Consider the following 25,280-nt stretch of genomic DNA (forward strand, 5'->3'; position numbering starts at 1 on the left):
CAATCGCCTCCAATTCGATCGTTCGCGCGTGCCAACGCCAGAGCAATGACGATCAAACCTCCCAATTAAGTCGAGTGGGTTGATCCCGGTCTGCTCGCCTTCGACCCTTAATCAGTTTCGCTCAGCTAGTCACGGCCAGGCCGTCCTGTTCCGGTCACCATGGACGAGGTCGGTCCATTAGCGCCGTGCGTTTCTCGCCAGTCAGGGTAACCGGATTGAACCCCATCCTCTCGCTCTCTGGTTCGGTAGGCGAGGACGCGGGTAGTCTGTGCCGGAATCCACAGACTCGCGTCACTTCGGCCGTGTTTCAGACACCACCAACTACCCCATCGGCAACCCCATCATGGGGGCACCGTACCCCATCGGCTGATGGACGGAATTCGCCTCACGACAAATGGGCAGGGCAGCCGCTTAGCCACCCTGCCCAACATCAATGCACCGTCTTCTTCATCGCCCTTGGATTCGCGGTATAAAGAAGCTTCGGTTTTCCGCCAGTCAGTACACGCTCCACGCTTAGCCAATCGTAGTCGACAAGGATTTGCAGCCCTCGTTCGACCTGTTCGCGGTCCTTCAAACCGGACCAACAACTTCGGTAGATGTCGCGGGAGGTGAAGTTTGCTGGAAGCTCATCCCTGCGAACGCGGGCCATGATCTTGTGAGCAATGTCAGTATTGTCGGTTTCCAAAGCTGCATAGATGCGCCGAGCATGGCTCTTCAAGTACATGGTCCAAAGCTCGGCCATGACCCAAGCGGACGTAGTCACAGGCCCCACTCCGCCAGAGGCGAGATGGCATACGAGGGCAAGCCGTGGCGCCAGACCACGGTACTTGGACAGATGGCCCCTGAAAGGGTCCGCGATGTCCAGCTCTGCTACCTGTGCCTCCAGTTTCGCACGCCAGCGGTCGAACTGCTCCAGTGCCTCGGGTGAAAACCGCAGGAACGGAATGGCGCCGCTGCCGTCATTCGCGTTGCTCTGTGCCTCTGCCCACTCTGGTGACAGGCTATGGAGTGCGCGAAAGCATGCCATTGCCTCGTCCCGCGCAGCCTCGTTCGCCGCACGATCGTTGTTCGTCCAGGCTACACTGAAGTCTGGCCAGACGAGCAGCTGGAGGCGCTGCACAAGCCCATCGTCATGCTGCTTCAGCGAGGACCGCATGTACGATAGCAGCCGGCTGGGTTGCGTGGTGCCATACAGCGACAGGTTTACCGCTTCGATGCGAATGGTGCCGCGGATGATCCGATCAACAGTGTAACCGTCCAGACCTCCCCACCCGGTCATGAGGAACCCGCGTCCACTGGCTCTTTCTTCCTGGTCCAGATCAGTGAACATGGTGAGGAGTTCATCACGATGGATCAGCAAACCGTCCGGGTTGTCCCGACACAGCTCGCCTAGCTTCTCGGGCGTGGCATCGTTGGTGATGTACCTGATCTGGCGTGGTGGCGTTGGTTCCTCCAGTTCCCGCAGGATGTCGAGCGCACTGAAGCGTGCGAACGTCGGATCTTCCGCATCCTTGAGAATGCTGGACGCCGCCCGCTTCGCTTCGCGTTCCTGCATCTCGTAAAGCTGCTGCAATGGCTTTAGCTCTTCCAGAGCGGCCTCGTTGCGCACGGCCGCTTCTCGTTCGAACAAATGCAGGGCGGCGAAGGCTTCCCGCGTAGCAGGCGACTTGAGGGTCCCGGGGGGGCCAGTAATGGCCCCCCACAGGTTTGCGGCTTCGGTCCAGTTGGTATGCGCCTGAGGGCGAATGCCAATGCGCCTGCCGATGAGCGATGCCGCCGCGATCATCGCCGGGATGGCAACGAAGTCGACTGGCACGTTCATGCGTTCAGCGATGTCGACCACCCACCGGCGTAAACCGGTGGGGAGCATCTCATCGTCGAACGGGTCAACAGCCAACAGAGTCGATGGAAGTGGAACGGGTTCAGCCCATGCCATCTCCGCTGTCACTGGCTGTGCCGTTGTCCCCAATACCTCCATCATGCCCCCGACTCCTCGCCCGGGTCTGCTTCCGGCGAAACAGGCGATGCCAGATGATGCAACAGGAACTCGTTGTAGTCCTTGAACTCATCGGGAAGCCGGTTGAGGTGGACGAACACGCCTTGCTTGGTGAACTTGACTCCTGCTCGCAGCGCGGCGCTCCGACCCGCGAAATCGTTGTCGGGCACAATCCGGACGTTTGTGGTTGTGGCAGGCAGCTTAACTGCTTCCATCATCCCGGCTCCAGCCGCGACCCAGACGGGGGCGTCACCCTGAAGCCGAAGCAAACTCAGCCCGTCTTCCAGGCCCTCACACAGGTAAATCGCGCCAAGATCATCCTCGTCCCCGCCCGATGACAAACGGATTGCGCCGCCGCGGATGGTGCCCAATGATCGCTTCGCATCAACGCACAGCTTTTCACCTTCTTCAGTCAAGTAGGTCCGCTGGATGCCAGTGATCTCTCCCCGGACATCGCGAACGGCCGCAACAAGGGCAGGGTGCAATGCTTCAGAGCCGTCGAACTTCAACTTGGCAAAGCGGAGATTGGGTTGAAGGGCGATCCTGCTCAAAGGGATGCCGCGCCTTGCGAGGTACACGTCAGCCGGCGTGCCTACAATGGAGGTTGCGGCGTTCCAGATGCGTCGTGCGTCCTCCGCCTTGGAATTCGGCTGCGCAGGATTTGGTACCTTGCGGATGGCGATGTTGCTATTGCCCTCGAGGAGGTCGCAAGCGTCGGTAAAGTTCATGTTTTCAATCCTCTGAATAAAGTCGATCACGTCGCCGCCAGCTTGGCAGCCAAAGCAATGAAACGTCCCTTTCTCGTCATTGACGTAGAAGCTGGGCGTGTTGTCGTTGTGAAAAGGGCAGCGGCCGCGTAGCTCACGACCGGCCCGACTAAGCTCAGTGTAGTTGCTCGCTACGGTGCTGAGCGGGATGTTAGCCTTGATGGCGCTGGCCCGATCCGAGGTGTGGAAGGCGGCCATTAAAAAACTACCGACCGCTGGAGCATAGCCTCAATGCTGGGGACCTTAACCAAGGTCCTCGAGCCGATACGGATAACGTCAAGGCTTCCGCTGTTGATTAGCTCATACAGCTTGGTGCGGCCGATGCCGATAGCTCGCGCCGCTTCATCTATAGAAACTGAGAACCGTTGCATTTGATCACCCTTTCGAAACCGGCCGGGATTGGCTCGGTGGTGATCAGATGCTGGCGATGTATTTCGCCGTCTATTTCTGCGGGAATTCCGCGGTCACTTAGCCGCGAAACGGCTTGGGACCGCGTTTTCGCGGGCCGCGTAATTCGCGGACCCTCTCCCGCGAAATGGAGTTCTGCGGAAAGGCGGCTCTGGCTGCAATCAAATCAGCCTCTTCTGTGGCGTCGTGATTCGCCGGATCGCTCTTTCGCGCACTCCACCAGCGTTCCAGTTCGGCGCTGGAAACCGGACTTGCCTTTCGCTGGGGGGGCGCTGGTGACCCTTTCGTGCTCGGCGGGAGTGGCTCGCCATCTCGGGTGAATAGGGCTGTGTGCCACGCCGGTGGCGGGTACTCATCGAACGACCCCTCGGCGGGGAAGGTGGATCCTGTCGAGGGGGCCTTGGCTGGCTGTTCTTCGAGCAAAGAAGGCCGGCGACCCTGCTCGATATCTATTTCGGTCCAGCCTGGAGGATGTCCGACTTGCAGGATTTGCCGAGTGCGTTCGGGTGGCACCATGGACTCCATGTAACCACCCTCGTCGGTGAAGTACCGGAGCTGATCGTAAGGCAGCGAGGCTATGTCTGCGTCACTCATGCACATCCGCACTATTCGGAGCGGAAAGGGATGGTGGATCAGGCCTTCCAGGGGATACATTTCGGCCGGATGAAAGTCGCCGCCGAACTTGGCCTCGGCGTCCTCATCGCGCTCCCGCTTGATCAAACGACGGAGGCGATCCTCGGCCTCGGGGCGACGCCGCTCCCACCAATCCTGTCGCTTGCTATCAGACATCGCCGCGGTCTCGTTTCAGGCAATCTACGCTGCTGACCTCGCCACGCCATGCGCCAGGTCGGGAGCCGCGCTCCGTGACGTATTGTCAGCATTGTCAGTTGCCACCACCTCCTCTGTTGCTTCGTTTTCGCCGAGTAGGAAGCTACCCCACATGCTCATGAGAACCCGTCGCTTTTCGAGATAATTGGTCCGGCGGTAGGCCGCCTCTACCCTATTCTGGACGGTGTGCGCCAGAGCGGCCTCGACGACATCACCGGCGACATCGGTCTGCTCGGCTGCCCAGTCGCGGAAGGTTGAGCGGAACCCATGGACCGTGATCTCATCACCAAAGCCGTCGCGCAGCACCTTGGTCAGTGTCATGTCCGAAAGCGGCTTGTTCGCTTTGCCCGGGAAGAGTGGTTGGTCGGGGTTGTCGCCGTATGCTGCCTTCAGCTTTTCCAGAATGGCGATCGCCGCAGGCCGGAGTGGGACAATGTGCATTTTGCCCGCTTTCATCCGGTCGCCGGGAATAGTCCATAACTGCTGGTCTAAATCGATTTCGCGCCAGCAAGCGCCCCTGACCTCTCCGGACCGAGCGGCGGTGAGGATCAGGAAGCGCAATGCCTGTCGGCCTACCGTGTCGGTCTCTGCCAGCTTCGCCATCATCGCTGGTGCCTGATCATAGGGCAGGGCGGCGAAGTGGTTGTCCTTCTTGGGCTGGCGAGGCAGGCCTTTGGTCACCGACCGCATTGGTGCTTCCGATTTGCGGTAGCCCTTGGCGTAGGCCCAATCGAGAGTCGCGCCGATCCGCTGTTTCACCCGGCTGGCGGTCTCCGGCTTGCTCAGCCAAATCTCGGCAAGCAGGTCGCGGATGGCTGGTCCCTCAATCTGGTCGACCGGCATGTCGCCGATGGTGGGATAGGCATAGGCCTGCAGTGATGAGATCCACTGGGCCTTGTGCTTCTCGTTCTTCCAACCGCCCTTGTGCTCCTTGTGAGCCTGTTCAGCCGCTTCACGGAATGTGGGAACCGTCGGGGCAGGGGCCTTGGCGGCGCGCTTGGCTGCCACTGGATCAGTTCCGCTGCGATATTGTCGGCGTAGCTCGTCAGCCTTCTCGCGGGCATCAGCAAGGGACACGTCATTGAAAGAGCCAAGGCCGAAGTCGCGACGCTTTCCGTCAACCTGGCTGCGAAGAACCCATGACTTGGAGCCGTTCTCCTTGATGTACAGGACCAGCCCGTTCCCGTCGCTGTGCCGACCCGGCTCCTTCAGTGCCTTCGCTTTCAACGCTGTCAGCTTGCCGGTCGCCATCTCACCTGTTCCCACTATGGTTCCCACTTTATGCGGCGGGTCTGTGGGATCGTCAACGGTCAGCGGCGAACGAGTGGTGGGGTAAAAGCGTGTTAAAACAACGAGCCTGCGGCGAGCAGCGGCTTTAGGCGGTCGAGAGTTATAAGGACTCCGTCTCCGCCATCTAGTCTCATCTGAGACAGGCTTATCGCCAGTGCTCCCCACATATTTGCCTCAGATCCGCGCAAATCCGCCGTTCCTGCGCAGCGTGGGAGCGTGATTTCGTATCGTGGAGAGCCACCACGGAGAGAGCGAGGCTGCTAGATCGGCCTTCTTTCTCCGCTCGCCATGCCGGCAGTACGGAACGGCTCTCGCGCGATCCGGAGCCCTGTTCTTGCAGGAATAACAGGGCTAATTGCATCATCGCAGTATGGGCCGGATCAGCGCGAGACGCGTAGTTCTCACGCTTAGCCGGTTCGGGAAGCCAAAAACCCGCTTCAGATCAGGGTAGGTCTTACGCTGCAACAAATGGATTATTGCTAACAAGGCCTACTTGAAGCAGCCTATTCGCCACCACATCTTCGTGCTCGGAAGCGATATCGAGGTAGCGTATGGGTGAGGGATGACGAGGTGACCTGCCTCGTGAACAATATGGGCGATGCCGCTGGTCTGTGTAGATCGCGTGCCCACCATCCCTCACCGAAATAGCCGCAGCCTGACGTAATGACCTGCTGGTCGACTGGCGCGACTGTTTGTTTCCTGGAAATCGTCATGACTGAAGATGTATCTTTGCGCTCGGAGCAGATCGATCTGCTTCCCGGATTGCCCCTTAATGTTCGCTATGTGGCACCGTCATCGCTCGCGGCGCTGGGGCGCAAGGCGCGCATCCACTCCAAGGATCAGCTCCGCCTTATTGGTGAGAGCATCCAATTATTCGGCTTCTCCGTTCCCGTCGTGGTCGACGAGAACGACAAGGTGCTGGCCGGCAATGCCCGAATCGAAGCTGCGATCCAGCTGGGCATGACGATCGTACCGGTCGTGACGCTGTCGCACCTCAGTGCCGGCCAGAAGCGGGCGTTCGTTCTCGCCGAAAACAAGCTTGCAGACCTCGCGGGCTACGACCGCAAGATCTTGGCGCTCGAGTTCGCGGACCTGATCGAGCTCGACCTGACGTTCGACCTCGACGTGACCGGCTTCTCAGCGCCCGAGATCGACGCGCTCATGTTCGAGGACAGTGCCGCTGACCACGGCGATGACGTGTCCCCACCGCCGGCGCGGGTCACCAGCCAGATCGGCGATCTCTGGTTGCTGGGCAGCCACCGTCTCCTCTGTGGAGATGCCACCAGTCCCGAAGCCCTCAAAGTTCTAATGGGCGGGCAGAAAGCCCGGGTGGTGTTCTCGGACCCGCCCTATAATTGCAAGGTCCAGGGGCATGTGACCGGCTCCGGACACCATGGCGAGTTTGTCTCCGCCTCGGGCGAAATGTCGGACGAGGAGTTCACCGAGTTTCTGACCGGAACGCTGGCAAGGTTTCATGACGCGTTGGTGCCCGGCGGGCTTGCCTATGTGTGTATGGACTTCCGCAATCTGCGAAACGTCCTGGACGCTGCGGATGCGAATGCATTCGAGCTTCTCAATCTGATTGTCTGGTCCAAGCGACCGGGAATGGGCAGCTTTTATCGGTCAGCGCATGAGCTGATCTTCCTACTTGCCAAAAGTGGGGCCGCTCACTGCAACCGGGTCCAACTCGGCAAGCACGGTCGTAACCGCAGCAACGTCTGGGACTATCCTGGCGTCAACGGCTTCGGGGCCGAGAAGCAGCGTGACCGTGAGATGCACCCAACGGTGAAGCCACTTGCACTGGTCAGCGACGCATTGCTCGACTGCACCGCTCGCGGTGATCTGGTGCTCGATCTCTTTTCGGGCAGCGGTACCACCATCATTGCGGCAGAGAAGACCGGGCGACTCGCCGCAGCGATGGATCTCGATCCGCGCTACGTGGATACAAGCCTTGTTCGCTGGCAGGATTACTCGGGCAAGGAAGCTCGCCTCGCCAGCACCGGGCAAACCTGGCGGGAGGTGCGCGCCGAGCGAACCGGCATCGGCGAGACCCCAGTCGTCAGTTCTCCACCTGCGCGTGTCCGCACGCGTCGTGCGGCGTGAGGAGGATGACATGTCAGAACCTTCTGAGAACGACGCGCAGCAAGTTCATGATTGCGACCCGGATGATGGCAGCGCAGCGCGCGGACGCCCACCGCGAGAGTACCGGTTCAAGCCCGGCACCTCTGGTAATCCGCGCGGACGGCCGCGCGGCTCCAGGAACTTTGCAACCCTGATCCAGCGCGAGCTGGATCGGACGATCACCGCGACCGTTAGCGGACGGCAGACAAAGGTCGCTAAACGCGAGGCGATCATCATGCGCCTGGTCGAAAAGGCGCTGAAAGGTGACCACAAGTCGATCGAGGCCATCCTCAAGTACGGCGACGAGGGCTCCTCGGAGATCAAGCTGCCGCCCATGGACACCGATCCGGCGCGCGAAAGCGAGATTCTGGACGCGTATCTGCGTAGGCTCGATGACGGGGGCGCGGGTCATGGATAGGCCTGCCGACATTCCGTCCGCGCTCAATATCGTATGCCGGACTGACTTCCAGGCCTTCGTTGAGCGGGTGTTCGCGACCCTCGATCCAGCGGCAACGCTGGAGCGAGGCACATACCTGCCAGTCTTGTGCGACTACCTCGCCCGTGTTGAGCGCGGCGAGGTGAAGCGCCTGTTGATCACCATACCGCCAAGGCACCTCAAATCGGTAACGGCCTCCATCGCGTTGCCGGCCTGGGTGTTGGGCCGTGACCCGACCAAGCGTATCCTGACGGTCAGCTATGCGCGTGACCTGACGGTGGATCACTCGCGTAACTTCCTTAAGGTCGCGCGCTCGGGCTGGTATGCGCATGTGTTCCCCAACACGGCGACCAATGTCGAGCGCGATACCATTCGCGAATATCGGACCCGGCAGAATGGCTTTCGGCTGGGTAGCTCGCTTGGCGGCACGCTAACCGGTCTTGGTGGCGACTTGATCATCATCGACGATCTAATGAAGGCGGCGGACGCGCGCTCGCCGGTCGCGCGCGAGCGGGCCCGGCACTTTTATGGCAATACGCTGGTCAGCCGATTGAACGATAAGTCCGCCGGGTCGATCATCGCGGTTCAGCAGCGCCTCCACGAGGAAGACATTGCTGCCCATTTGAAGGAGCTTGGCTTTGTGCACCTGAACCTGCCGGCGATCGCCGAGGAGCGTCAGGAGTTCAGGCTGTCGAGCGGGCAGGTCTTTGTTCGTCAACCGGGCGACCTGTTGAAACCGCGAAGCGAACCGCGCGCTATTCTCGACGAGATCCGACAAGGGATGGGCGGTTCCGATTTTGAGGCACAGTACCAGCAGAACCCAACCCCGCCCGACAGCGCCCTCATCGAGTGGAACCGGATCCAGACCTATGACGAGGCGCCGGCGCGTGACCGGCTGCAATGGGTCGTCCAATCTTGGGATACAGCGCTTAGCGACGGACCGAAGTCCGACTACTCTGTGTGCACGACGTGGGGCCATCACAACGGACATTGGCTTCTTCTCGAGGTTAAACAGGTCCGCAAGCTTTACGCTGACCTCCTGGCGCTGGTCCGGCGCGAGCGGAAGCGTTGGCAAGCCGATACAATCCTTGTCGAAAACGCTGGCGTCGGGATCGCCCTGCTCGCTGATCTTTCACGTGATCAGCGGTGTCTCAGCGAGCCCGAGCATCACGCGCCAAGCTGCGAGCGCCGCGCCTTCACGCCGGACATGAGTAAGGAGGACCGGCTCACGGTCGGTGTTGAACGTCTTTACAGCGGCAAGGTACGGTTCCCGACAACGGCGCCATGGCTGCCTGCGCTAAAGCGGGAGATGACCGGCTTCCCGCATCTCGCCCATGATGACCAGGTCGATAGCGTGACGCAGTTCCTTCACTGGGTGATGGGGCGCAGTGCCCGAACGGCGACGGCGGGCAGAGAACGGCCTCGGCCGAACGCGCCGCGGCCGCGGTGATGGCGCCTTAGCGAAGACGCACATCGCCTGGGCCGTCTCAGTTCATCTTATCCAAAAATGGTGACGTCACTTGCGACGAGGTCTCCTTTCGAGCCTGTGCAGCCCCAGGTGGCCCAAAGGTCATCGAAGGTCACTCGATCGTTCTCCACGACCTCAATAAGGGCAGTGCCGCCTCCCGGACTGATGAACCGAGTGAAGCCGGCTAGTCCGCCAAAGGCATTGGTAGCGTTTACCTCGCCACATACCAGCAACTTACCGCTCTGAAGGTGATAGACATTTACGTTGCGATACTCGGCCGCTCCAGCATCTCGCAATTGCAAGGCAACTGCCGCCTCTGCCTCGCGAGCGGCCTCATATTCGAGGTTGGGATGCAACATGCCGTAGATGCCCAGGAGCACGAAGCCGATGACAATGACGCCGACAGCAGCGAGGAGACGGCGGCCAAAGCTCCAGCGAGCAGGCGATCGGTGCTCCGGCGCGGCGACCATCGGGGCTGACAGGAAGGGCTGAGTGCCGCCATTCGGGTGTGTATTTTCTGACATCTGATTGTTTTGCATCACGTAAGACTTCCCCCCGTCTGATCGTCCTTGTCGACAATCAATGACACCGCTCATGCTCGAAGCCGTTGGGAAATCAACCGGAATGTCACTGATCGTCTGTAGATCGAACGTCGACAGGGCGGTCTTCATGCCGGCGTGGATGTCCGCTCACGCCTTGCCGCCAATCTGCGCCGCCTTCGGGGCGAGCATGGCTGGAGCCAGGAGGAGTATGCCGACCGTGCCGGCATTCATCGGACCTATGTCAGCGACATCGAGCGGGGCGCGCGCAACCCGACGATCAGCGTGGTCGAAAAGCTTGCCGTGCCCTTTGCGGTAACCGCGAGCGACCTGCTCGCCTGAACTAGCGGCCTGAAAAGCTGCGGGTCGACTTCCGGCCAAGGTCGAGGCTTCGTCGTCGCCGAGGAGGCGAATGCCGCATGAACGATAGAGAGAAGGTCAGAACGCTGCTGACGAGCGCGGGCATGCTGATGGAGGACGCGTCTGCGCGCCTGATTCTGCAAACCGAGGTTTCAGCGGTATTGGTCGGTTTGCTGCGCGAGACCGCCAGCAGTCTGCTTACCATTGCCACCGCCGTCGAGGTGATCGAGCGTCGCGAGCGCTTGTCGAGCTAGTGGAGCGCTTCTCTTGCCAGTGCTCGCGCGCTTTGCCAGAGGCGACCGCCGTGCGAGCAAGCGAGCTACAAGACCTGATCGTGGCAACGCTGGTGCGCAAGCAAGGCGGCTCCGCGCGGCGATGGCGCCTGGCAGTCGGCCCGGTCCGGGTACGTGACCGCGCTACGCACCCTGACATCAACTGGTCCATCGAGCCGCATGGCACCGGGCGTGAGAACGCAGTCATCGAGAAGCTGCTCGACGAGTTGCGGCTGTCCCACTCGCTTGTCGAGAAAGACTGACCGGCGGGGACGCGCGGCGCGCGTCAGCCTGCCCGCCGCTTAGCCGGAAGGAGCATGTCTGCCTGCGCCTGCCAGTCTGGCGAGAGGGTGCCCTCAAGCGTCAGGCTTGCCACCGTCACTCCCGCGCGCTGCCGACCCGCCAGGATTGCCTCGATCACTGCAGGCGCGAGAAAGGCGAGGCGCACCACTCGGGTGAGATAGGATGCTGTTACGCCTTCGCGCGCGGCGAGGTCGCTCGTGCTGATCTCGCCTTGGCGCAGCACCCCCCACCAGCGGCGTGCCTGGACCAGCAGGCGCACCAGCGAGCGGTCCGGCACCGCTTGGGGGAGCGCGCCATTGTCCTGCACCAGCCGCAGCGCCCGGCCCGAGCGGGTCAGCCTTGCCGTGCAGCTGACCTCGATGGTGGCGGGCGCGCCTGTCTGGCAGGCCAAGCCCAGTGCAGCCGCGAGTGCAGCGGTGTTGCAGGCGACTGTTACAGCACCAGTGCCGACCGTTACCGTTCCGACAAGGGCGGCGAGGGCCAGAGAGCGACGTTCAGTGACCTGCACCGCCAGCTCCGCGCAGCGGGCATGAAGGTCCGCAACCTGGTGAACATCTACGTCGAATGAAGCGGCCGCGGCGAGCTCCAGCGGCTGACGGAGCAGCTGCTGCACGCGCTCGGCGACCAGCGCCTCAATCTCACGGGCTGGAACCCTCAGCCCCGTGTCGGACGTCGCTTGCTGCAGGGCGCGGCTGACATAGTAGCGGTGTCTGACCTTGCCTCCGTCGCCGCCGCCCACGACAGGCTTGCTGGAATGGGTGGCGACCAGCGGCTCGCCATCGGCGTCGACGATCTTGCCAGCGAGTGGGCTGCTCTCTGCAACGCCCGCTTTGCTGCGATGACCCTGGAGGTGGTCGGCCAGCTTGGTCTGCACCGCGGCGAAGGTCACGTCATCGACGATTGCTGCATGGAGGCCTGGGTAGACATTGTCCTTGTGGCCAATCTTGCCGGTGTAGGTGACGTTCTTGAGAACCTGATAGAGCTGCCCCCGCGTGAACGCGCCACCGCCGAGCGGCTTACCGCCAATGGTCACGCGCTTGGGAACAGTAATGCCGGTGCTGGCCAGCTCTTCCTCGAGCAGACGCACACTGCCGAGCACAAGATAGCGCGCGAACAGGTGTCGAATGAGCGCTGCCTGCTCGTCGACAATCACCAGGCTGCGGTCATCAGGCGCATAGCCGAGCGGCGGGGTGCCCCCCATCCACATGCCCCTCGCTTTGGACGCTGCAATCTTGTCTCGAATGCGCTCGGCGGTGACCTCGCGCTCGAACTGCGCAAAGCTCAGCAGCATGTTGAGCGTCAGCCGCCCCATGCTGGTGGTCGTGTTGAACGACTGGGTCACCGAGACGAAGCTGGTGCCCGCGGCATCGAAGGTCTCGACCAGCTTGGCAAAGTCAAACAGCGAGCGGGTCAGCCGGTCGACCTTGTAGACGACGATGATGTCGACCCGGCCCGCGGCTACCTCGGCGAGCAGGCGCTGCAGGGCAGGGCGCTCCAGCGTGCCGCCCGAGAGCCCGCCATCGTCGTAGACCTCGGGCAGTGCCGTCCAGCCCTCACTTGCCTGGCTGAGGATGTACGCGGCACACGCCTCGCGCTGAGCATCGAGGCTGTTGAAGCTTTGCTCCAGTCCCTCGTCTGACGACTTGCGGGTGTAGATGGCGCAGCGGACCGTCTTCATGCTGCTGCAGCCTTCTTCTTGAGCCCAAAGAACGCCGGTCCCGACCAGCGTGTGCCCGTGATCGCGCGGGCGACCTCCGACAGTGAACGCCATTCGCGATTGTCCCAGCGGATGATCTGGTCCTCGCCGACGGTGACAACATGGACGCGGCCGCCCCACTCGCGCACCAAACGCATGCCCGCGGTCGCCGCCTGTGTTCGCGTCTGGCCGCGGCCAAGCTGGTCAAGCGTTTGGGTCGTGGCGCGGGCGAGCCCGCCCGCCGCGCGCGCCTGACCCTCCCAGGCGAGTGCGAGGCGCAGCATCTTGGGGCTGACCTTGGGGGCAGGGGTCCCGACCAGCGCGTGCCAGCGCTGGCGCAGGTCGGCTGAGCCCAGCTCATCGAGCTCGGTGATGCTAGCTGCCGCATCCATCACTTGGCACCAAACAGCCGGTAGCAGGTCATGCCATCGCGCTTGATCCGCTGGACCGGGTGCCCCTTCTTGCGCAGGCCCGTCATCGCGGCCCGGATCGTGTGCGGTAGCCAACCGGTGGCTTCGGTCAGAGTGGCCATTGGCGAGCCCTCCGCACGATCCAGCAGCGCCAGCACGGTCGCGATCTTGGTGGGCGCTTTCTCTACATCGACGATCTCGGGAAGCTGTACAGTTCCGGCGCCCGCCTGGTCGCCGTCACCCGTGATGCCGATCGCGGTGAGCCCAGCATCCGTGATGAAAACGCCGTACCGGATGTCCCCGTCGACGCGGCGCACCGCGACCTCGTTGGTCGTTTCCCGTTCCTCGGCCAGCTTGTCCCGAAGGAGGTTGGCGATGGCTTTGGCGGCGCCGCCACCTGGCTTGATGCTGGCATGTATCGGCACCAGGCTGCCGTCAGGGCGCTGGGACGCCGCGGCCAGCAGAATGGCTTGCGTGTCGGTGAGCTTGATCATGATGCTGAAAACTCCGGTTCGGAGCAGCACCTTGCTGCCCCACCGGCCAGAGCCCCGGTGAGCGCGTCACCTGGGGCAGGGGCGACCGCGTCGCCCGTCGTTCGTGTGCCAACGCTGTCGCTCCGGTGCGAACGGAAGTCGAATGGAATGTGCAGCGGAGAAGCAGAAACTTGCAGTCAGATTTCAACTGTCGCTGACCGCGTGAGCGGGCGCTTTTTGGGTGGAAAGCGGCCAGTCCGCTTTGTGCCGCCGAGTCTTCCTAATCAGCCACTCGTTCAGAAACTCTGGCCGGCCGTGAGGTCTTCAACATCTTAGCGTCTCTATCGGCTCTGGCCCGCCAGCGCTCGGTTAACGGAATTTCAGCTGCTCGCGCTTGTGGTGGCCGGCTGCTCCTCAGTCTCCGCGACGACGGTCGCCGCAGCGAGCACTTCCGCGAGCATTGACAGGAATACGATCGCCTGGAGTGAGAAGTCCCGATCCCCCTCAGCAATGTCATGCGCGTGCGTGTTGCGGAGGAACGAGCGGTATCCCTGGAACAGGAACATGGCACCCTGCTGCTGGCTCTGCCGCGTCGCGGTCTTGAGGTCGACTGGCACTAAGAGCATGGGTGACTTCGGCCCGAAGGCCTTGCCGTACGAGCTGAGATCGTCCTCCAGCCCCGTCTTGTCCGCGAAGCGCTTGCCGAGCAGCAGGCAGCACTTCAGCACGAGCATGTGGTAATCGGGCGCGGTAGCGCTCAGTTCCTGCTCGACGGACGAGCGGAACATCTCGTCGATGAGGTTTAGGACGTCGCGCGGATCGTCGTCGATCTCTGCTGCTTTGGCTTCGAGCGCGTATTTCTCCGCCTTGGCCATCAGGTCCGGGACGTCCCACCCTGCGATGCTGCGCATATCGGCGTGATCGGAGAAATGTATGTGGCGACCCATGTCCCCGATTGCGCTCGGCGGGAAGTCGGGCGGTAGCTGCTCCTTCAACACCGCGTAATGGGCTGAAAGCGCCTGCTTGATTCCGTCCGGGACGTCCTTGGTCTCGGTATCGTTCGAGTCGTCGTACGCCTTGAACGCGATCTGCTGGATCTCACGCAGCTTCCTCTGGACGCGCACCAGCCAGGCCAGCGGGTCCTGCTGGCCGAGGCCGCTCTCCCGTGGTCGGCTGAAGCGTTCGATCAGTTCATCGAACCTCTCGCCGGTTACCTTGTGCTCCTCGGGTGACTGCCCGTCGGGCCTCCAACCCGTCGATGCGACGTAGGCTCGGAGAGCGCGTAGGGCCTTTAGGGCGATGGCATCGTCCGCCTCTTCGAGGAAGGCGCGAAGCCGCTTGCCCTTGCTGGTGCCGTACTTGGCGTACGCATGGCCATATATCGCAGCGCCCACTTCCTTCGCGAAGAAGCTGCTGAAGGTGGCGTTGGTGAAGTCCGCGACGTAGCCGGACGCGCTACCCAGCGCGTCCTCCACGATCCGCAGGTCCGACTGACTGATCCGTGCCATAGGCCTGTCCTAATGAACGACGCCGCGATGGTAACCGGCGTTCAGCACAGCATCTCGCCTGCTTCGACGGGGCGGCGCCTCTCCTGGGTCAGTGGTCGTCGAACGGATCCACCAGCCATACCGCCCCGGTCTGCCCTCCGCCGCTCACAGGCCATTGGCCGCGCGCTGATGCGAGACGACGGATCGCAGGTGCTCGGTCACGCGGCGGGCGACCGAGACCAGCTGGTCGAAGGTGATGACCTCGATTCGGTGGAGATGGCCGTTGAAGCGGCGAAGGGCGACCTGCTGCTCCTCATCGAGGTCCCGGCCGATGATGATCTTGGCTCGGATCTTCAACGTGTCGATGCCGTCCCGTGCCTTGATCGCCAACCGGTCGGCTTCGAGTTCCTCGATGTACCTTGAGACCTGCCCAACGGCCGCTGACAGATCCTGTCCGGCGAAGTGGGCCTTGCGCGACTTGTCGAAGCGGAAGAGGCCGACGCCGGTCAGCGGCGTCTTTATCTCGATAACTTCGACGTAGCCGTCCGTCGTTCGGCGAAGCAGGAAGTCCTGCTGCGTGTCGCGCGTGAGGCGCCGCTCATCCGCCAAGTGCTCGCTGTACTCTGAGCCGAACATCCATGGATTTTGCCCGAGCAGCGTCTGGAAGTCCTGCTCCCTAGCGTCGGCGTCGATCAGCGCCTCCATTCGCTTCAGCTCCTGGCTGTACCGGGCGAGATTCAAGGTCGCCGCTGCGGCCGCGAACGCATCGGGGTCTGCGATAACGCGCTTGAACAGCTCGACCGCTGCACCCCGCTCGCGCGCCACCCGGCGCAGCAGGCCGGCGAGGACGTCCGTCTGACCGGATGCCCCGAGTTCGTCGAGCGCTGCCTGGATCTCCCCTGCGTCAAACCCGCGCGCGGCGGGCACCATCAAGAAATCGCCGGCGAGGTCGGGTATGCTCCCGGTGCAAGCAGTCGAGATAAAGCGCACCGCCATTCGGATCTGATCGTCGCCATCGAGCGTGAACGACTTCGCGGGTTCGTTCTGCCAGTTACCACCCACGTTCTTCCGCGAGCGGAAGGTGATCTGGTTGGTCTTGAACTCCCCGGTATTTCGACTGTGGACAGGATAGTGGACCAGCTCGCGTCGGACCCTCGGGCCCTCGCTGAGCACGATGCTGTTCACCTGCGGCAGTTCCGGATGGAGCGATGGGTCCGGACGTGTGGAGTGGATGATGGTAGGCACGGAGTTGTCCCGCTCATGCTCTGGATCGATCATCGCCCAAATAGATAGCAGGTGGTAAGCGGTGCAAAGATGGAAACGCTTGGACCGCGAGATCTGATGCGTGAAAGGCTGTCGCTCGAGGCGTGCGTGTCAGGTCGGCCTTAACAACGGGCGACAGTTGGCAATCCGTCTGAGTACCGTGAACGACCGGGTATGGGTCTGAGCTGCCGCAAGCTGCCGGTCGGATACCGACCACTTGTCGTTAGTCATCGTGCTTGCGGCTGTGCTCAATTGTTGCTTTTCCTTCATGTCGCAAGGTGCCGTTCGCGAAGAGTAGAAAGGCAAAAATCGAACCTTCTAAAAGTGCCAGGTCGCGACCGTTCAGAACCAGTGTCAGTTTACTTCAGGCGGTCCGCCGCGCCTATCTCAAACCTGAAGAGACCGGCGCGAGAGAGCCGCAGCAGTAGCTTGATCACCAAGCCACGCCCGAGCGGAAATACTGCAGTATGCAGCAACAAGGCACCGCCCAATCACCCTCTTAGCCGACGCACGCCGGCCTCACCCATCGTCCCGCCACGCGCCCTTGATGGCGAGCACCAGCGCCGTTGCACTTAGCCAGGACCTGAAATCACTTCGACGATGCCGGGAACCGTTATCACGATCAGGGTAACGCCGGCGAGGGTAAGCGGCTGTCTCCGGGCGACGGCAGCTCATAGCCGTTACGATCGCGGGACAGCGCAACCTCTTTCGCGGCGAGCCAGATCGTGACCCCGCTCTACGTGACGATGCAGGAAGCCATCCCGAGCAGGCCCCACAGCAAAGCGCACCAGCCACCCGCTGAACCAGCAGAAAACAAGCCAGCCGATGTCGCAGCGGATTTTCCGTGCCGACGAAAGGTGAACAGGCGTTAGGACCAAAAAGTTATAATTCAGTACCAGAAAAGTTGCGTTATCTCGCGCTATCGTTCGTTATAAAGTTTTCACGTCTATATTGAAATGCGCTGTCTTTCGGTTAAACCTCCAGACCAAGGCTGACGCAGCGCTAAGCGGCCCAGTCCTGCGGGAGAGATTAATGCAGGTGTGGAAGCACGCACCAGGGGGCTTGTCGGTGCTGGCGATCGCCGGAGCCGTCGTTCTCGCGGCTACTGACGTAGAGTACGCGGTGGCGGCGGGACCGCTTCTCGAAATCAATTTTATAAGCCCGGTCAGCGGCGCCAGCCGACCGTGGCATAGCCAGGTCGCCTACAGCATCGCCGCGGTGTACGATGGCAAGTCGACCAAATTTGGCGAGCTTGAACCCAACGCTGTCGTTCTCGAGGCCCGCTACGTGCCTGACGTCGCGGTCGCGGCGCAGCTCGGCCACGAGCTTCCCGACGCGTTGGTCACTATCAGTCAGTCCAATTGCGCTGGCTGCCACGACTTCAATGCGCGGGGAGCCGGCCCGTCCTATGCCGCGATCGGCGCGCGTTATGCGGGCAAGTCGGGCGCCGCCGCCGCGATCGCGGCCAACATCGTTCGGGGCAGCAGCGGCGTCTGGGGTGCGAGCGCGATGCCGCCACACCCGGATGTCTCCGCGGCACAGGCCCGAGCGGTCGCGGAATGGATCATCAGCCATGGTAACGATGCCGCGGTCCAGTATGGCGTTGGCACAACCGGCAATTTTCGCATGATCCCGGTGGGCCGGCCGGGGCCGCGGGCAGGCATTGTCGCCACCGCCTTCTACGCCGGGCCGCTCAAGGCAGGCGACACGCGCCGCACTGGCGCTGGAGCCGATCGGATCATCGTCACGGGCGCTGCGCACCCGTGATCAGCCCTTGCCTGGAGCCGTGATGCAGCGACGCACTCTCCTGAAAACGATCGCAGGGCTGGGCGCCTCGCTGGTCGCGGCGACCGGAGCCGGCGCACAGACGCTGCCGCCGCGCGCAGGCAGACGGTCTGTGATCGTCGCCGGTGCCGGGATCACCGGGCTGTGCTGCGCCTACGAGCTGATGCAGCACGGGATCGACGTCACCGTATTGGAGGCGTCCGGCCGCTATGGTGGGCACGTCTATACCGGCCGCGACGGGCTATCGGACGGGATGTACGCCGATTACGGCGCCGACCACATCACGCGCCCTGGCTACGAGCAGTTCATGCGCTACGTCGACGCGTTCAAGCTGCCGCTGATCGCCTATCCAGGCGCGGAAGGTTCGCCGCTGCCGGCCAACAACGGTCGACTTCGGATGATCGGCGGCAAGTTCCACACCGAGGCAATGCTCGCCGATCCGGCGGTGCTGGCGGCCCTCGGCTGCAACCCGCGCGAGGTGGCGTTCTTGGCGGAGAACCCTTGGCACGAGCTGCCCTCGCTCTTTCTCGCCGATCACATCTCGCGCTTCCGCGACCCGAGCCAGCCGTTCGGCAATGGCATGGACGATCTCGACACGATCGATCTCGACACGCTCTACGCGCGCCAGGGTGCGTCCCAGTTCACGCGCAAGTATCTTGGCGGGGAGCACGTCAACGCGCTCTACAGCGTCTGGCGGTTCGCCGTCATGAAGGCGCGCGGCATCCCGCTGTCGGAAGGCAAGACCTTTCACCTCGCGGGTGGCAACGAGGCGATGCCGAAGGCCTTCGCCGCGCGCCTGGGCGCCCGGCTGAAGCTCAATCACCCAATCACCGCGATCGACCACGACACGAACGGCGTGACGGTCAGCTACACCGCCTACGGCAGTGACACGCCGGAGACGATGAGGGCGGACTACCTGGTCAACTGCATCTCGCTGCCGGTGTTCCGCCGCATTGTTGTGACGCCTTCGCTCTCGCCAGCCAAGCAGTACGTCGTCGACAATCTCAGCTTCAGCTCGCACCCGTTCTTCGTCTTCGAGGCGGAGACGAAGTTCTGGCTCGACGACGGCCTCGCCAATCTGTCCATGGAGTTCGAGCATCCGGACATACAGTCGATTTGGGTGCTGCCCGAGACAGTGGGCTCGACACGAGTCTTGCTGAAGGCGTTCGGACCCGGTGGCGTGTCGCCGCAACGCGTGCTCGCCGCCTTCCGAGAGGTCTATCCGGGGAAGAAGGACACCATCGTCCAGGCGCTGACCTTTGATTGGACCAAGGACACGCTCGCGCCGACCTGCGAGATGGAAGCGCTGCCGGTAGGCGAACTGCACCGCTTCTGGCCGGAGATCATGAAGCCGAATGGCCGCCTCTACTTCGCGGGCACCTATGCCGACCCGCTGAGCCGCGGGATGGAGTCGTGCGTGCGCTCCGCCGCACGGGTCGCGCAGGAGATCGTCGCCACATGATGCAAGGGGAGGAGCGGCGATGAACCGGCGCGAGATGCTGCGCGCGAGCGCCGCAGCGGGGGTTGCCGCGGCGGGCGGGTATGCCGATGTCGCGCCCGCGCAGATCCTGGAGCATGGCTGGGAGGGGCACGATTTCGGCGGCGTTCTGCCTGTGCCCGATCGGCTCTACCAGGGGCCGTTCACCAACTACGGCGCGGATGCCAACGCGCCGGGGGGGAGCGTCGTCATGGCGACCTCGCCGTCGCGCGACATCGTGCCCAACTACGGAATGGGGCTGACCGCCTATGTGTCCGGCGACACTGGCCCGCCGCGACTGCCGGGCCAATCGCTCGAGCGCTCGATCGGCGACATCGTCGCGCTGCCCTTCACCCAAACGATCTACCTGCGGCCGAACTGGCACGAGGTGCAGTCGCGGGCCGGCCGGCTCGATCTGCCAGACTGGTGGCACATCGCGGTCGAGGCCGCGCGCCGGCAGGGCAAGCGAGTGGGGTTCCGCATCATGCTCGAGAACCCGGACGTCGCGGCGCCGGGCATGCCTGCGTTCCTGATGGAGAAGGTCCCCTACGTCCCGCTCAATGGCAGCTGGCCCGGCGACCGCCGCGAGATCCGCCACCGCAAGAAGCACGCGATGCCGCGCTACGACGCGCCTGCATATCAAGTGGCGTTCGAGGAGCTTAACGCGCTGTTGGCCGAGCAGCTGAACGGCAGCCCTGACATCGAATACATGGACACGATGATGTACGGCTTCTGGGGCGAAGGACATCATTGGCCATTCGAAGGAAACGTCTTCCCCTCCGACACCGTCGCCCGCGCGACCATGATGCGGATGCTCGAGGTGCAGCTGCGGCACTGGACCAAGACGCCGCTCGTCACCAACACGCAGCCCGACTTCAATCGCGTCGGCAATGCCGAGATGCTCGACCGCACGGTGCGCAGCGGCAATTGGATCCGCAGCGACACCATCTTCATCGAAAATACCCAGATCGAGGCATTGAGCAACCGCCCGGCCTGGACCGCGGCGCTGAGCGAGGTCGGCATGACCAGGGGCAGTCCGGACCGGACGAAGGTGGTCGACGGCGTGACTCTGAACGAGCAGATCGTCGCCCATGTGCTGGCGGTCGGCGCGAACTATTGGTCGGTGTGGAACTGGCACGACGAAGCGGCCGCCAATGTGCTCAGCTATTACGAGAAGTTTCCCGAACCGATCGACCGCATCGCGCGGCGTATAGGCTATCGGGTCTACCCCGCCTTCATCTGGTCGTTTGAGCGCGACGGCAGCAGCGGCATCGTCGTCGGGCTCGCCAATGATGGCGTCGCCGGAGTGCCGGGCGTGCTGCGGCTGACCGTCGCCGACCCGGCCGGTACCGTTCTGGCGAGCGGCAGCGTCGACCCCGGTTATCCCAAGCCGACCGGGATTCGCCAGGCGATGCTCGCGTGGCCGGGCAAGCGCGACTGGGCGGGGCTCAGGCTGCGCGCGGAGATCGAGATCAAGGGCGTGCGGCGACCGGTGCGCTGGGCGTGCCAGCAACCACTCAGCCCGGACGGCTCATTGACGCTCAAGCAGAACCTGCCGACCTGACGCCACTCACCCGGAGACCTGCCATGCGCGTGCGAAAGCTCTTCCCGACCGCCGCGGCATGGGCAATGCTCGGCGCCGCGCCGCCGCCCGTGCCCGTCGCAACCTACAGCGAGACGGATTTCGCGCGGGTCCGCAAGCTCGACGCGCACGTCCACGACTTCGTCGCCGACGATCGTTTCCTCTCGGTCGCTCGGCGCGACGGCTTCGAACTGCTGTCGATCGCCGTCGACTATCCCGACGGCCCGCCGCTCTCGCTGGAGGTCGCGGCCGCGTACAAGCTGCTCGCCCGCGACCCGGCGCGTTTCCACTTCGCCACCGCCTTCTCGATGCAGGGTTTCGGCACGCCGGGCTGGACCGAGCGGACCAAACGCGCGATCGACGACGCAGTCGCGCACGGCGTGGTCGGCGTGAAGGTGTGGAAGAACATCGGCATGGTCGCGCGGGACCAGGCGGGCAAGCGTATCTTTCTCGACGACCCGCGGTTCGACGGCGTGATGCGCCACATCGAGGAGCGCGGCCTGGTCCTGATCGCGCATCAGGGCGAGCCCAAGGATTGCTGGCTGCCGCTCGACCAGATGACGACGGAGAACGACCGGAGCTACTTCCGCGAGCACCCGCGCTATTACATGTACCTGCATCCCGACGAGCCCGCCTACGAAACGCTGATGGCGGCCCGCGACAGCTTCGTCGCGCGGCACCCGCACCTGACCTTCGTCGGCGCGCACATGGCGAGCCTCGAATGGAGCGTCGACCGGCTCGCGCAGTTCCTTGATCGCTATCCCAACGCGAACGTCGACCTTGCTGCCCGGCTGTCCAATCTGCAGGTCCAGTCAAACGTCGATTACCGCAAGGTGCGCGGCTTCATGATCAAGTACCAGGACCGCCTGCTCTACGGCACCGACCTGAAGATCAGCCCGCCGGCGCCGGGCGCGCCGGCACCGGGCGCTGCGGCCGCAGCGGAGTTCCGGCAGGAAGCGGAGACGTTCTGGCGGTCCGACTGGCGTTATCTCGCGACGCCGCTCAGCCAGCACGTCGACGCGATCAATGCCGATGCGCGCGGGCTGGCGCTGCCCAGGGCAGTGATAGACAAGATCTATTACGCGAATGCCCGCCGCATCTTTCGCCTGGACGGCCGAACGGCGAGCTGAACGACGAAGGGCCCGCATCAAGCGGGCCCTTGCCGAGATCCGAAGCGAGCAGGTCCGGCGCCGCCACGAAGTGACGTTTCCGGCCGATCACTACATGCGGGCGCGCAAGCCGAAGAAGAAGGCGCGGCCGGTATATTCGTAGAAGGACGGCACGTTGCGGTAGGTGGCGAAGCGCTTCACCGCCGAGTCGAGCAGGTTCGAGCCCTGCACGTAGACGGTGAGCTGCGGCAGGATGTCGTACGCCACGCTCGCCGCCAGCTCATGATACGGGTCCTGCTTGTCCCGCAGCGTGTTGATGTACAGCGCCGGGCCGACCTCGAAGCGCGACTGGAATTGGTATGATACGGATGCGTTGATGCCGTGCTTCTCGTAGAAGATCTTGGCGTTGGCGGAGAAGGGAACCGCGCCGGCCAGGCTGCCGGCCGACGCGCCACCCAGCGTTTGGGTCGAGTGATTGTAGGTCGCGTTCGCCTGGACGCCGAGGCCGTTGTCTAGGAAATACTGGCCGCCCACCTCGACGCCGTACACCTTGGCGCTGTCGCCGTTGACGTACTTCACCTCAGTGAACTGGAAGCTGGTCGGGGCGCCCGCCACCTGATTGGTGGGCACGAGCACGAAAGGCACCGCCTGCGTGGTCACGAAGTTGGTGAGATGCTTGTAGAAGGCGGCGGCCGTGATCGCGAGCCGGTTGTTGGGGATGTATTCGAGCGAGATGTCGGCCTGGTCCGCCGAGACGGGCTTGAGGTTCGGGTTGCCCGCGTCGGTGACGACGGGAGTGTTCGACTGCGCCGCCGAGTAGTCGACCGCTGAGGAGAGCTGCCCGAAGGTCGGGCGCGAGATCGCCTGCGAGGCGGCGAGGCGCAGCTTCAGGCCGTCGGCGAGATCGTAGGCGAAATTGGCCGAGGGCAGCAGCCGGGTATAGTCGCCGCCGCCGGTGATCGGCGCGATCGGATTGAGCACGACGTTGGCGGTGCCGACTCCAACTACCACGTAGCTGCGCACGGTGGTGCCGTAACCGAGCGAGTCCACCTTGGTGCTGACGAACCGGCCGCCGATGTCGCCGCGCCAGCGCTTCCCCTCCAGGTTAAATTGGAAGTAGCCGTTCCAGGTCTTCTCCTTAATAAGGTAAGACGCCAGCAGGTCGGGCACGATCTGCTGGGTGGCGTAGCCGGTGGGATAGGGCAAGCCGGTGTTCGGATTGAGGACGTTGGGGTTGTTCTCCGCCTTGCTGAGCGACGACAGGTACGTGTCGATGTCGAAGATCGGGATGTTGCGCGTAAAATCGCCCGACAGTTTGGGCAGGATCCCGGTCACTTCCGGCGGTTGAACCACGTTGGCGCCGATCGCCGAGAAGGCGAACGGGTAGCCGCCGAAGTTCTGCGCGGTCGTGTACTGGTTGTCGATCGCGTCGACCTGCTTGCGGCGGTCGGTATAGGCGCCGCCGAACGAGAGCGACTTCAGAGTCCCGTTGTCGACTTCGTATTCCAGGTCGAGCTTCGCGCCTTGGGTGCGGTCGGAGATGTTCTCGCCCTGAATGCCGATGTAGTGGGCGCGCAGGTCGTCGTTGCCGGCCTGCTCCAATGTCCGAGTGCCGATCGTGCCGTCAGCGTTGGGAATGGTCAGCAGCAGGTCCGGGATGCCGCCCTCGCGGGTAGCGACGACCGCGCGCGAGCCGGGGACGCCGGCGACGACGAAGCGGTTCTGGCCGCCGGTATCGTTGGTGGCTTTGCCGTAGTAGACGTCGGCCGCGACCTTGAACGGGTCGACTGGGTTCCAGTCGATGTGGCCGCCGACCTGATAGGTGATCGACCGGCGCGGCTCATCGGTGCCGAGCACGTCGATCGTCGCGTTATTGACGGTGTAGTTGGTGGCGACCTTGTTGCTGTCGACCTTGACGCTGTTCAGGTCCCAGCGGACGTTGCCGTCGTCGTCGAGCGGGGTCAGGCCGACCGAGACGCGGTGGTTCTGCTCGAGGTCGGTGTAGTTGCTGTATAGGCCGTCGAGCCGGAACTCGAAACGATCGGACGGCTTCCACTGGTAGGCAGCCGAACCGCCCCAGCGCTGGCGTTCGCCAACCACATAGCCGACGCTGTAGAAGTAGGGGACGATGACCCCGCCGCCGTCGGGCGCCGCCACCACCGTGCGCTGGCCGTCGACGGTCGCCAGGTCGAACGTGTCGGTCGCCGAATACTCGCCGAGATTGTCGGTGCGGAACTTGTATTTGTTGTAGGTGCCCGAGATCAGGATGCCCATCGTGTCATTGGCGAAGGTGGTGCTGGCGACGCCCGACGCCTTGAAGCCGCCCTTCTTGGCGAACTGGTTGTATTGACCCTCTATCGAGCCCGCGGCGTGGAAGCCGCGATGGTCGAACGGACGCGCGGTGCGCAGATCGATGCCGCCGCCGATACTGCCCTCGAGCTGCGACGATTGAACCGCTTTCTGCACCTCAGCGCCCGAGATCACCTCGGACGGCAGGACGTCGAAGGCGAAGGCTCGGCCGGCGCTGTCGGTCGGCAGGATGCGGCCGTTAAGCGTCGTCAGCGCAAAGTCCTCGCCGAGACCGCGGATGGTGACGTTGCGGCCCTCGCCGCGCCCGTCACGGCCAACCGTCACGCCCGGGATGTTCGCCAGCGCCTCCGCGACGTTGCGATTGGGAAACTTGCCCAGCTCTTCCGCCGAGATCGCGTCCACGATCGTTCCCGCATCGCGCTTGGTGTTGATCGAGCGCAGCAGGCTGCCGCGAACGCCACGAACGACGACGTCCTGCTGGCCGGTGCCGTCTCCCGCGACGTCGGCGGGGTCGCCCGACTGACCGGGGCCGGACTGGACGGGAGTGCCAGGATAGGGTTGCTGGTTCTGCGACGGCGCGGTCGACGACGGCTCCGCCTGCGACGGGGCGGTTCCGGTCGTCGACTGGCCCGATGCGGTCTGGTCTGGGGCGGTTTGAGCCGCGGCCTGCGATGCGATCAGCATTGCGGCCAGGCTGACGCCCGCCCGGATGCCACGGCGCCAATGTCCGACACCAATCATCCTCGTCGCTCCTCCGCTGTATCCGCTACCCTCACGAGCTCTGTCCGCTCGCTTTATTGCGTTTCTGTAACTAGCGGTAAGGCGCAGTGTCAAACGGAAAGAAACGAAAGAAATCGGTTATGTTGTCGATCGGCGGGCGCGCTGTTACCAGTTGACCAA

Annotated in this window: 22 protein-coding genes and 1 pseudogene; 10 read left to right on the forward strand and 13 right to left on the reverse strand. The window is 63.3% G+C overall.

Annotated elements, in window-relative coordinates; genetic code table 11:
- Window positions 1-430: 430 nt before the first annotated feature.
- The 6 genes and pseudogenes from FHS94_RS16805 to FHS94_RS16825 all read right to left on the reverse strand — a co-directional run bounded on the left by FHS94_RS16805 (window position 431) and on the right by FHS94_RS16825 (window position 5,454).
- Window positions 431-1,981 (reverse strand): DUF3987 domain-containing protein, encoded by a 1,551-nt coding sequence (locus tag FHS94_RS16805; protein ID WP_184060018.1) that lies wholly within the window; start codon window positions 1,979-1,981, stop codon window positions 431-433.
- Window positions 1,978-2,724 (reverse strand): DUF7146 domain-containing protein, encoded by a 747-nt coding sequence (locus tag FHS94_RS16810; protein WP_246348737.1) that lies wholly within the window; start codon window positions 2,722-2,724, stop codon window positions 1,978-1,980. The genes FHS94_RS16805 and FHS94_RS16810 overlap by 4 nt, the downstream gene beginning before the upstream one ends.
- 3 nt (window positions 2,725-2,727) lie before the next feature.
- Window positions 2,728-2,961, reverse strand: a pseudogene (locus tag FHS94_RS19960) (CHC2 zinc finger domain-containing protein); the annotation flags it as partial.
- Window positions 2,961-3,134, reverse strand: coding sequence for a helix-turn-helix domain-containing protein (locus tag FHS94_RS16815; RefSeq protein WP_184060022.1), 174 nt, complete (start codon window positions 3,132-3,134; stop codon window positions 2,961-2,963). The pseudogene FHS94_RS19960 and the gene FHS94_RS16815, both read right to left, overlap by 1 nt.
- Window positions 3,135-3,231: 97 nt before the next feature.
- A complete protein-coding gene (locus FHS94_RS16820) occupies window positions 3,232-3,960 on the reverse strand; it encodes a hypothetical protein (protein WP_184060024.1) in 729 nt (242 codons plus the stop codon).
- A 24-nt stretch (window positions 3,961-3,984) separates the two neighbouring features.
- Window positions 3,985-5,454: a tyrosine-type recombinase/integrase gene (locus FHS94_RS16825; RefSeq protein WP_343055338.1), complete on the reverse strand. Its 1,470-nt coding sequence runs from the start codon at window positions 5,452-5,454 to the stop codon at window positions 3,985-3,987.
- A 546-nt stretch (window positions 5,455-6,000) separates the two neighbouring features.
- Here FHS94_RS16825 and FHS94_RS16830 point away from each other — a divergent pair.
- From FHS94_RS16830 to FHS94_RS16840, 3 genes are read left to right on the forward strand one after another with little or no spacing between them, the layout of a single operon-like run.
- Window positions 6,001-7,392 (forward strand): site-specific DNA-methyltransferase, encoded by a 1,392-nt coding sequence (locus tag FHS94_RS16830; RefSeq protein ID WP_184060026.1) that lies wholly within the window; start codon window positions 6,001-6,003, stop codon window positions 7,390-7,392.
- Between the two features lie 10 nt (window positions 7,393-7,402).
- The gene (locus tag FHS94_RS16835) at window positions 7,403-7,828 is read left to right on the forward strand and encodes a DUF5681 domain-containing protein (RefSeq protein WP_184060027.1); all 426 of its coding nucleotides are present in this window, start codon (window positions 7,403-7,405) and stop codon (window positions 7,826-7,828) included.
- Window positions 7,821-9,296: a hypothetical protein gene (locus tag FHS94_RS16840; RefSeq protein WP_184060029.1), complete on the forward strand. Its 1,476-nt coding sequence runs from the start codon at window positions 7,821-7,823 to the stop codon at window positions 9,294-9,296. The genes FHS94_RS16835 and FHS94_RS16840 overlap by 8 nt, the downstream gene beginning before the upstream one ends.
- Before the next feature lie 47 nt (window positions 9,297-9,343).
- On the opposite strand, the gene FHS94_RS16845 is transcribed toward FHS94_RS16840, so the two are convergent.
- A complete protein-coding gene (locus FHS94_RS16845; protein ID WP_184060031.1) occupies window positions 9,344-9,985 on the reverse strand; it encodes a hypothetical protein in 642 nt (213 codons plus the stop codon).
- A 6-nt stretch (window positions 9,986-9,991) separates the two neighbouring features.
- On the opposite strand from FHS94_RS16845, the gene FHS94_RS16850 reads away from it, so the two are divergent.
- The 3 genes from FHS94_RS16850 to FHS94_RS16860 all read left to right on the forward strand — a co-directional run bounded on the left by FHS94_RS16850 (window position 9,992) and on the right by FHS94_RS16860 (window position 10,748).
- Window positions 9,992-10,195, forward strand: coding sequence for a helix-turn-helix domain-containing protein (locus FHS94_RS16850; protein ID WP_184060033.1), 204 nt, complete (start codon window positions 9,992-9,994; stop codon window positions 10,193-10,195).
- A gap of 77 nt (window positions 10,196-10,272) precedes the next feature.
- Window positions 10,273-10,467, forward strand: coding sequence for a hypothetical protein (locus tag FHS94_RS16855; protein ID WP_184060035.1), 195 nt, complete (start codon window positions 10,273-10,275; stop codon window positions 10,465-10,467).
- Window positions 10,468-10,517: 50 nt separating this feature from the next.
- Window positions 10,518-10,748 (forward strand): hypothetical protein, encoded by a 231-nt coding sequence (locus FHS94_RS16860; RefSeq protein ID WP_184060037.1) that lies wholly within the window; start codon window positions 10,518-10,520, stop codon window positions 10,746-10,748.
- A gap of 23 nt (window positions 10,749-10,771) precedes the next feature.
- Here FHS94_RS16860 and FHS94_RS16865 read toward each other — a convergent pair whose 3' ends face one another.
- The 5 genes from FHS94_RS16865 to FHS94_RS16885 all read right to left on the reverse strand — a co-directional run bounded on the left by FHS94_RS16865 (window position 10,772) and on the right by FHS94_RS16885 (window position 16,132).
- Entirely contained in the window at window positions 10,772-12,466 is a 1,695-nt protein-coding gene (locus FHS94_RS16865) for a recombinase family protein (RefSeq protein ID WP_184060040.1), read from the reverse strand.
- Window positions 12,463-12,876, reverse strand: a complete 414-nt coding sequence (locus FHS94_RS16870) for a DUF2924 domain-containing protein (protein WP_184060042.1) — start codon at window positions 12,874-12,876, stop codon at window positions 12,463-12,465. The genes FHS94_RS16865 and FHS94_RS16870 overlap by 4 nt, the downstream gene beginning before the upstream one ends.
- Window positions 12,876-13,388 carry a DUF3489 domain-containing protein gene (locus FHS94_RS16875; protein ID WP_184060044.1) on the reverse strand — a complete coding sequence of 171 codons (513 nt, stop codon included), beginning with the start codon at window positions 13,386-13,388 and terminating at the stop codon, window positions 12,876-12,878. Before FHS94_RS16875 ends, FHS94_RS16870 begins: the two co-directional genes overlap by 1 nt.
- 359 nt (window positions 13,389-13,747) lie before the next feature.
- On the reverse strand, window positions 13,748-14,875 hold the full coding sequence (locus FHS94_RS16880; protein WP_184060046.1) for a TIGR02391 family protein: 1,128 nt from the start codon (window positions 14,873-14,875) through the stop codon (window positions 13,748-13,750).
- A 144-nt stretch (window positions 14,876-15,019) separates the two neighbouring features.
- Window positions 15,020-16,132: a Shedu anti-phage system protein SduA domain-containing protein gene (locus FHS94_RS16885; protein ID WP_221234839.1), complete on the reverse strand. Its 1,113-nt coding sequence runs from the start codon at window positions 16,130-16,132 to the stop codon at window positions 15,020-15,022.
- 1,017 nt (window positions 16,133-17,149) lie between these two features.
- Between FHS94_RS16885 and FHS94_RS16890 the strand changes: the two genes are divergently transcribed.
- The 4 genes from FHS94_RS16890 to FHS94_RS16905 are packed head-to-tail and all read left to right on the forward strand — an operon-like array spanning window position 17,150 to window position 22,091.
- Complete coding sequence (locus tag FHS94_RS16890; RefSeq protein ID WP_184060050.1) at window positions 17,150-17,884, forward strand: c-type cytochrome; 735 nt, start codon at window positions 17,150-17,152, stop codon at window positions 17,882-17,884.
- A 22-nt stretch (window positions 17,885-17,906) separates the two neighbouring features.
- Window positions 17,907-19,364 (forward strand): flavin monoamine oxidase family protein, encoded by a 1,458-nt coding sequence (locus FHS94_RS16895; RefSeq protein WP_184060052.1) that lies wholly within the window; start codon window positions 17,907-17,909, stop codon window positions 19,362-19,364.
- Between the two features lie 19 nt (window positions 19,365-19,383).
- A complete protein-coding gene (locus tag FHS94_RS16900) occupies window positions 19,384-20,943 on the forward strand; it encodes a hypothetical protein (RefSeq protein ID WP_184060054.1) in 1,560 nt (519 codons plus the stop codon).
- Window positions 20,944-20,966: 23 nt separating this feature from the next.
- On the forward strand, window positions 20,967-22,091 hold the full coding sequence (locus FHS94_RS16905) for an amidohydrolase family protein (RefSeq protein ID WP_184060056.1): 1,125 nt from the start codon (window positions 20,967-20,969) through the stop codon (window positions 22,089-22,091).
- A gap of 90 nt (window positions 22,092-22,181) precedes the next feature.
- On the opposite strand, the gene FHS94_RS16910 is transcribed toward FHS94_RS16905, so the two are convergent.
- Window positions 22,182-25,064, reverse strand: a complete 2,883-nt coding sequence (locus FHS94_RS16910; RefSeq protein WP_184060058.1) for a TonB-dependent receptor — start codon at window positions 25,062-25,064, stop codon at window positions 22,182-22,184.
- Window positions 25,065-25,280 lie beyond the last annotated feature (216 nt).

Origin of the sequence: Sphingomonas aerophila (assembly GCF_014199305.1) — a bacterium.
Classification (GTDB): Bacteria; Pseudomonadota; Alphaproteobacteria; order Sphingomonadales; family Sphingomonadaceae; genus Sphingomonas; species Sphingomonas aerophila.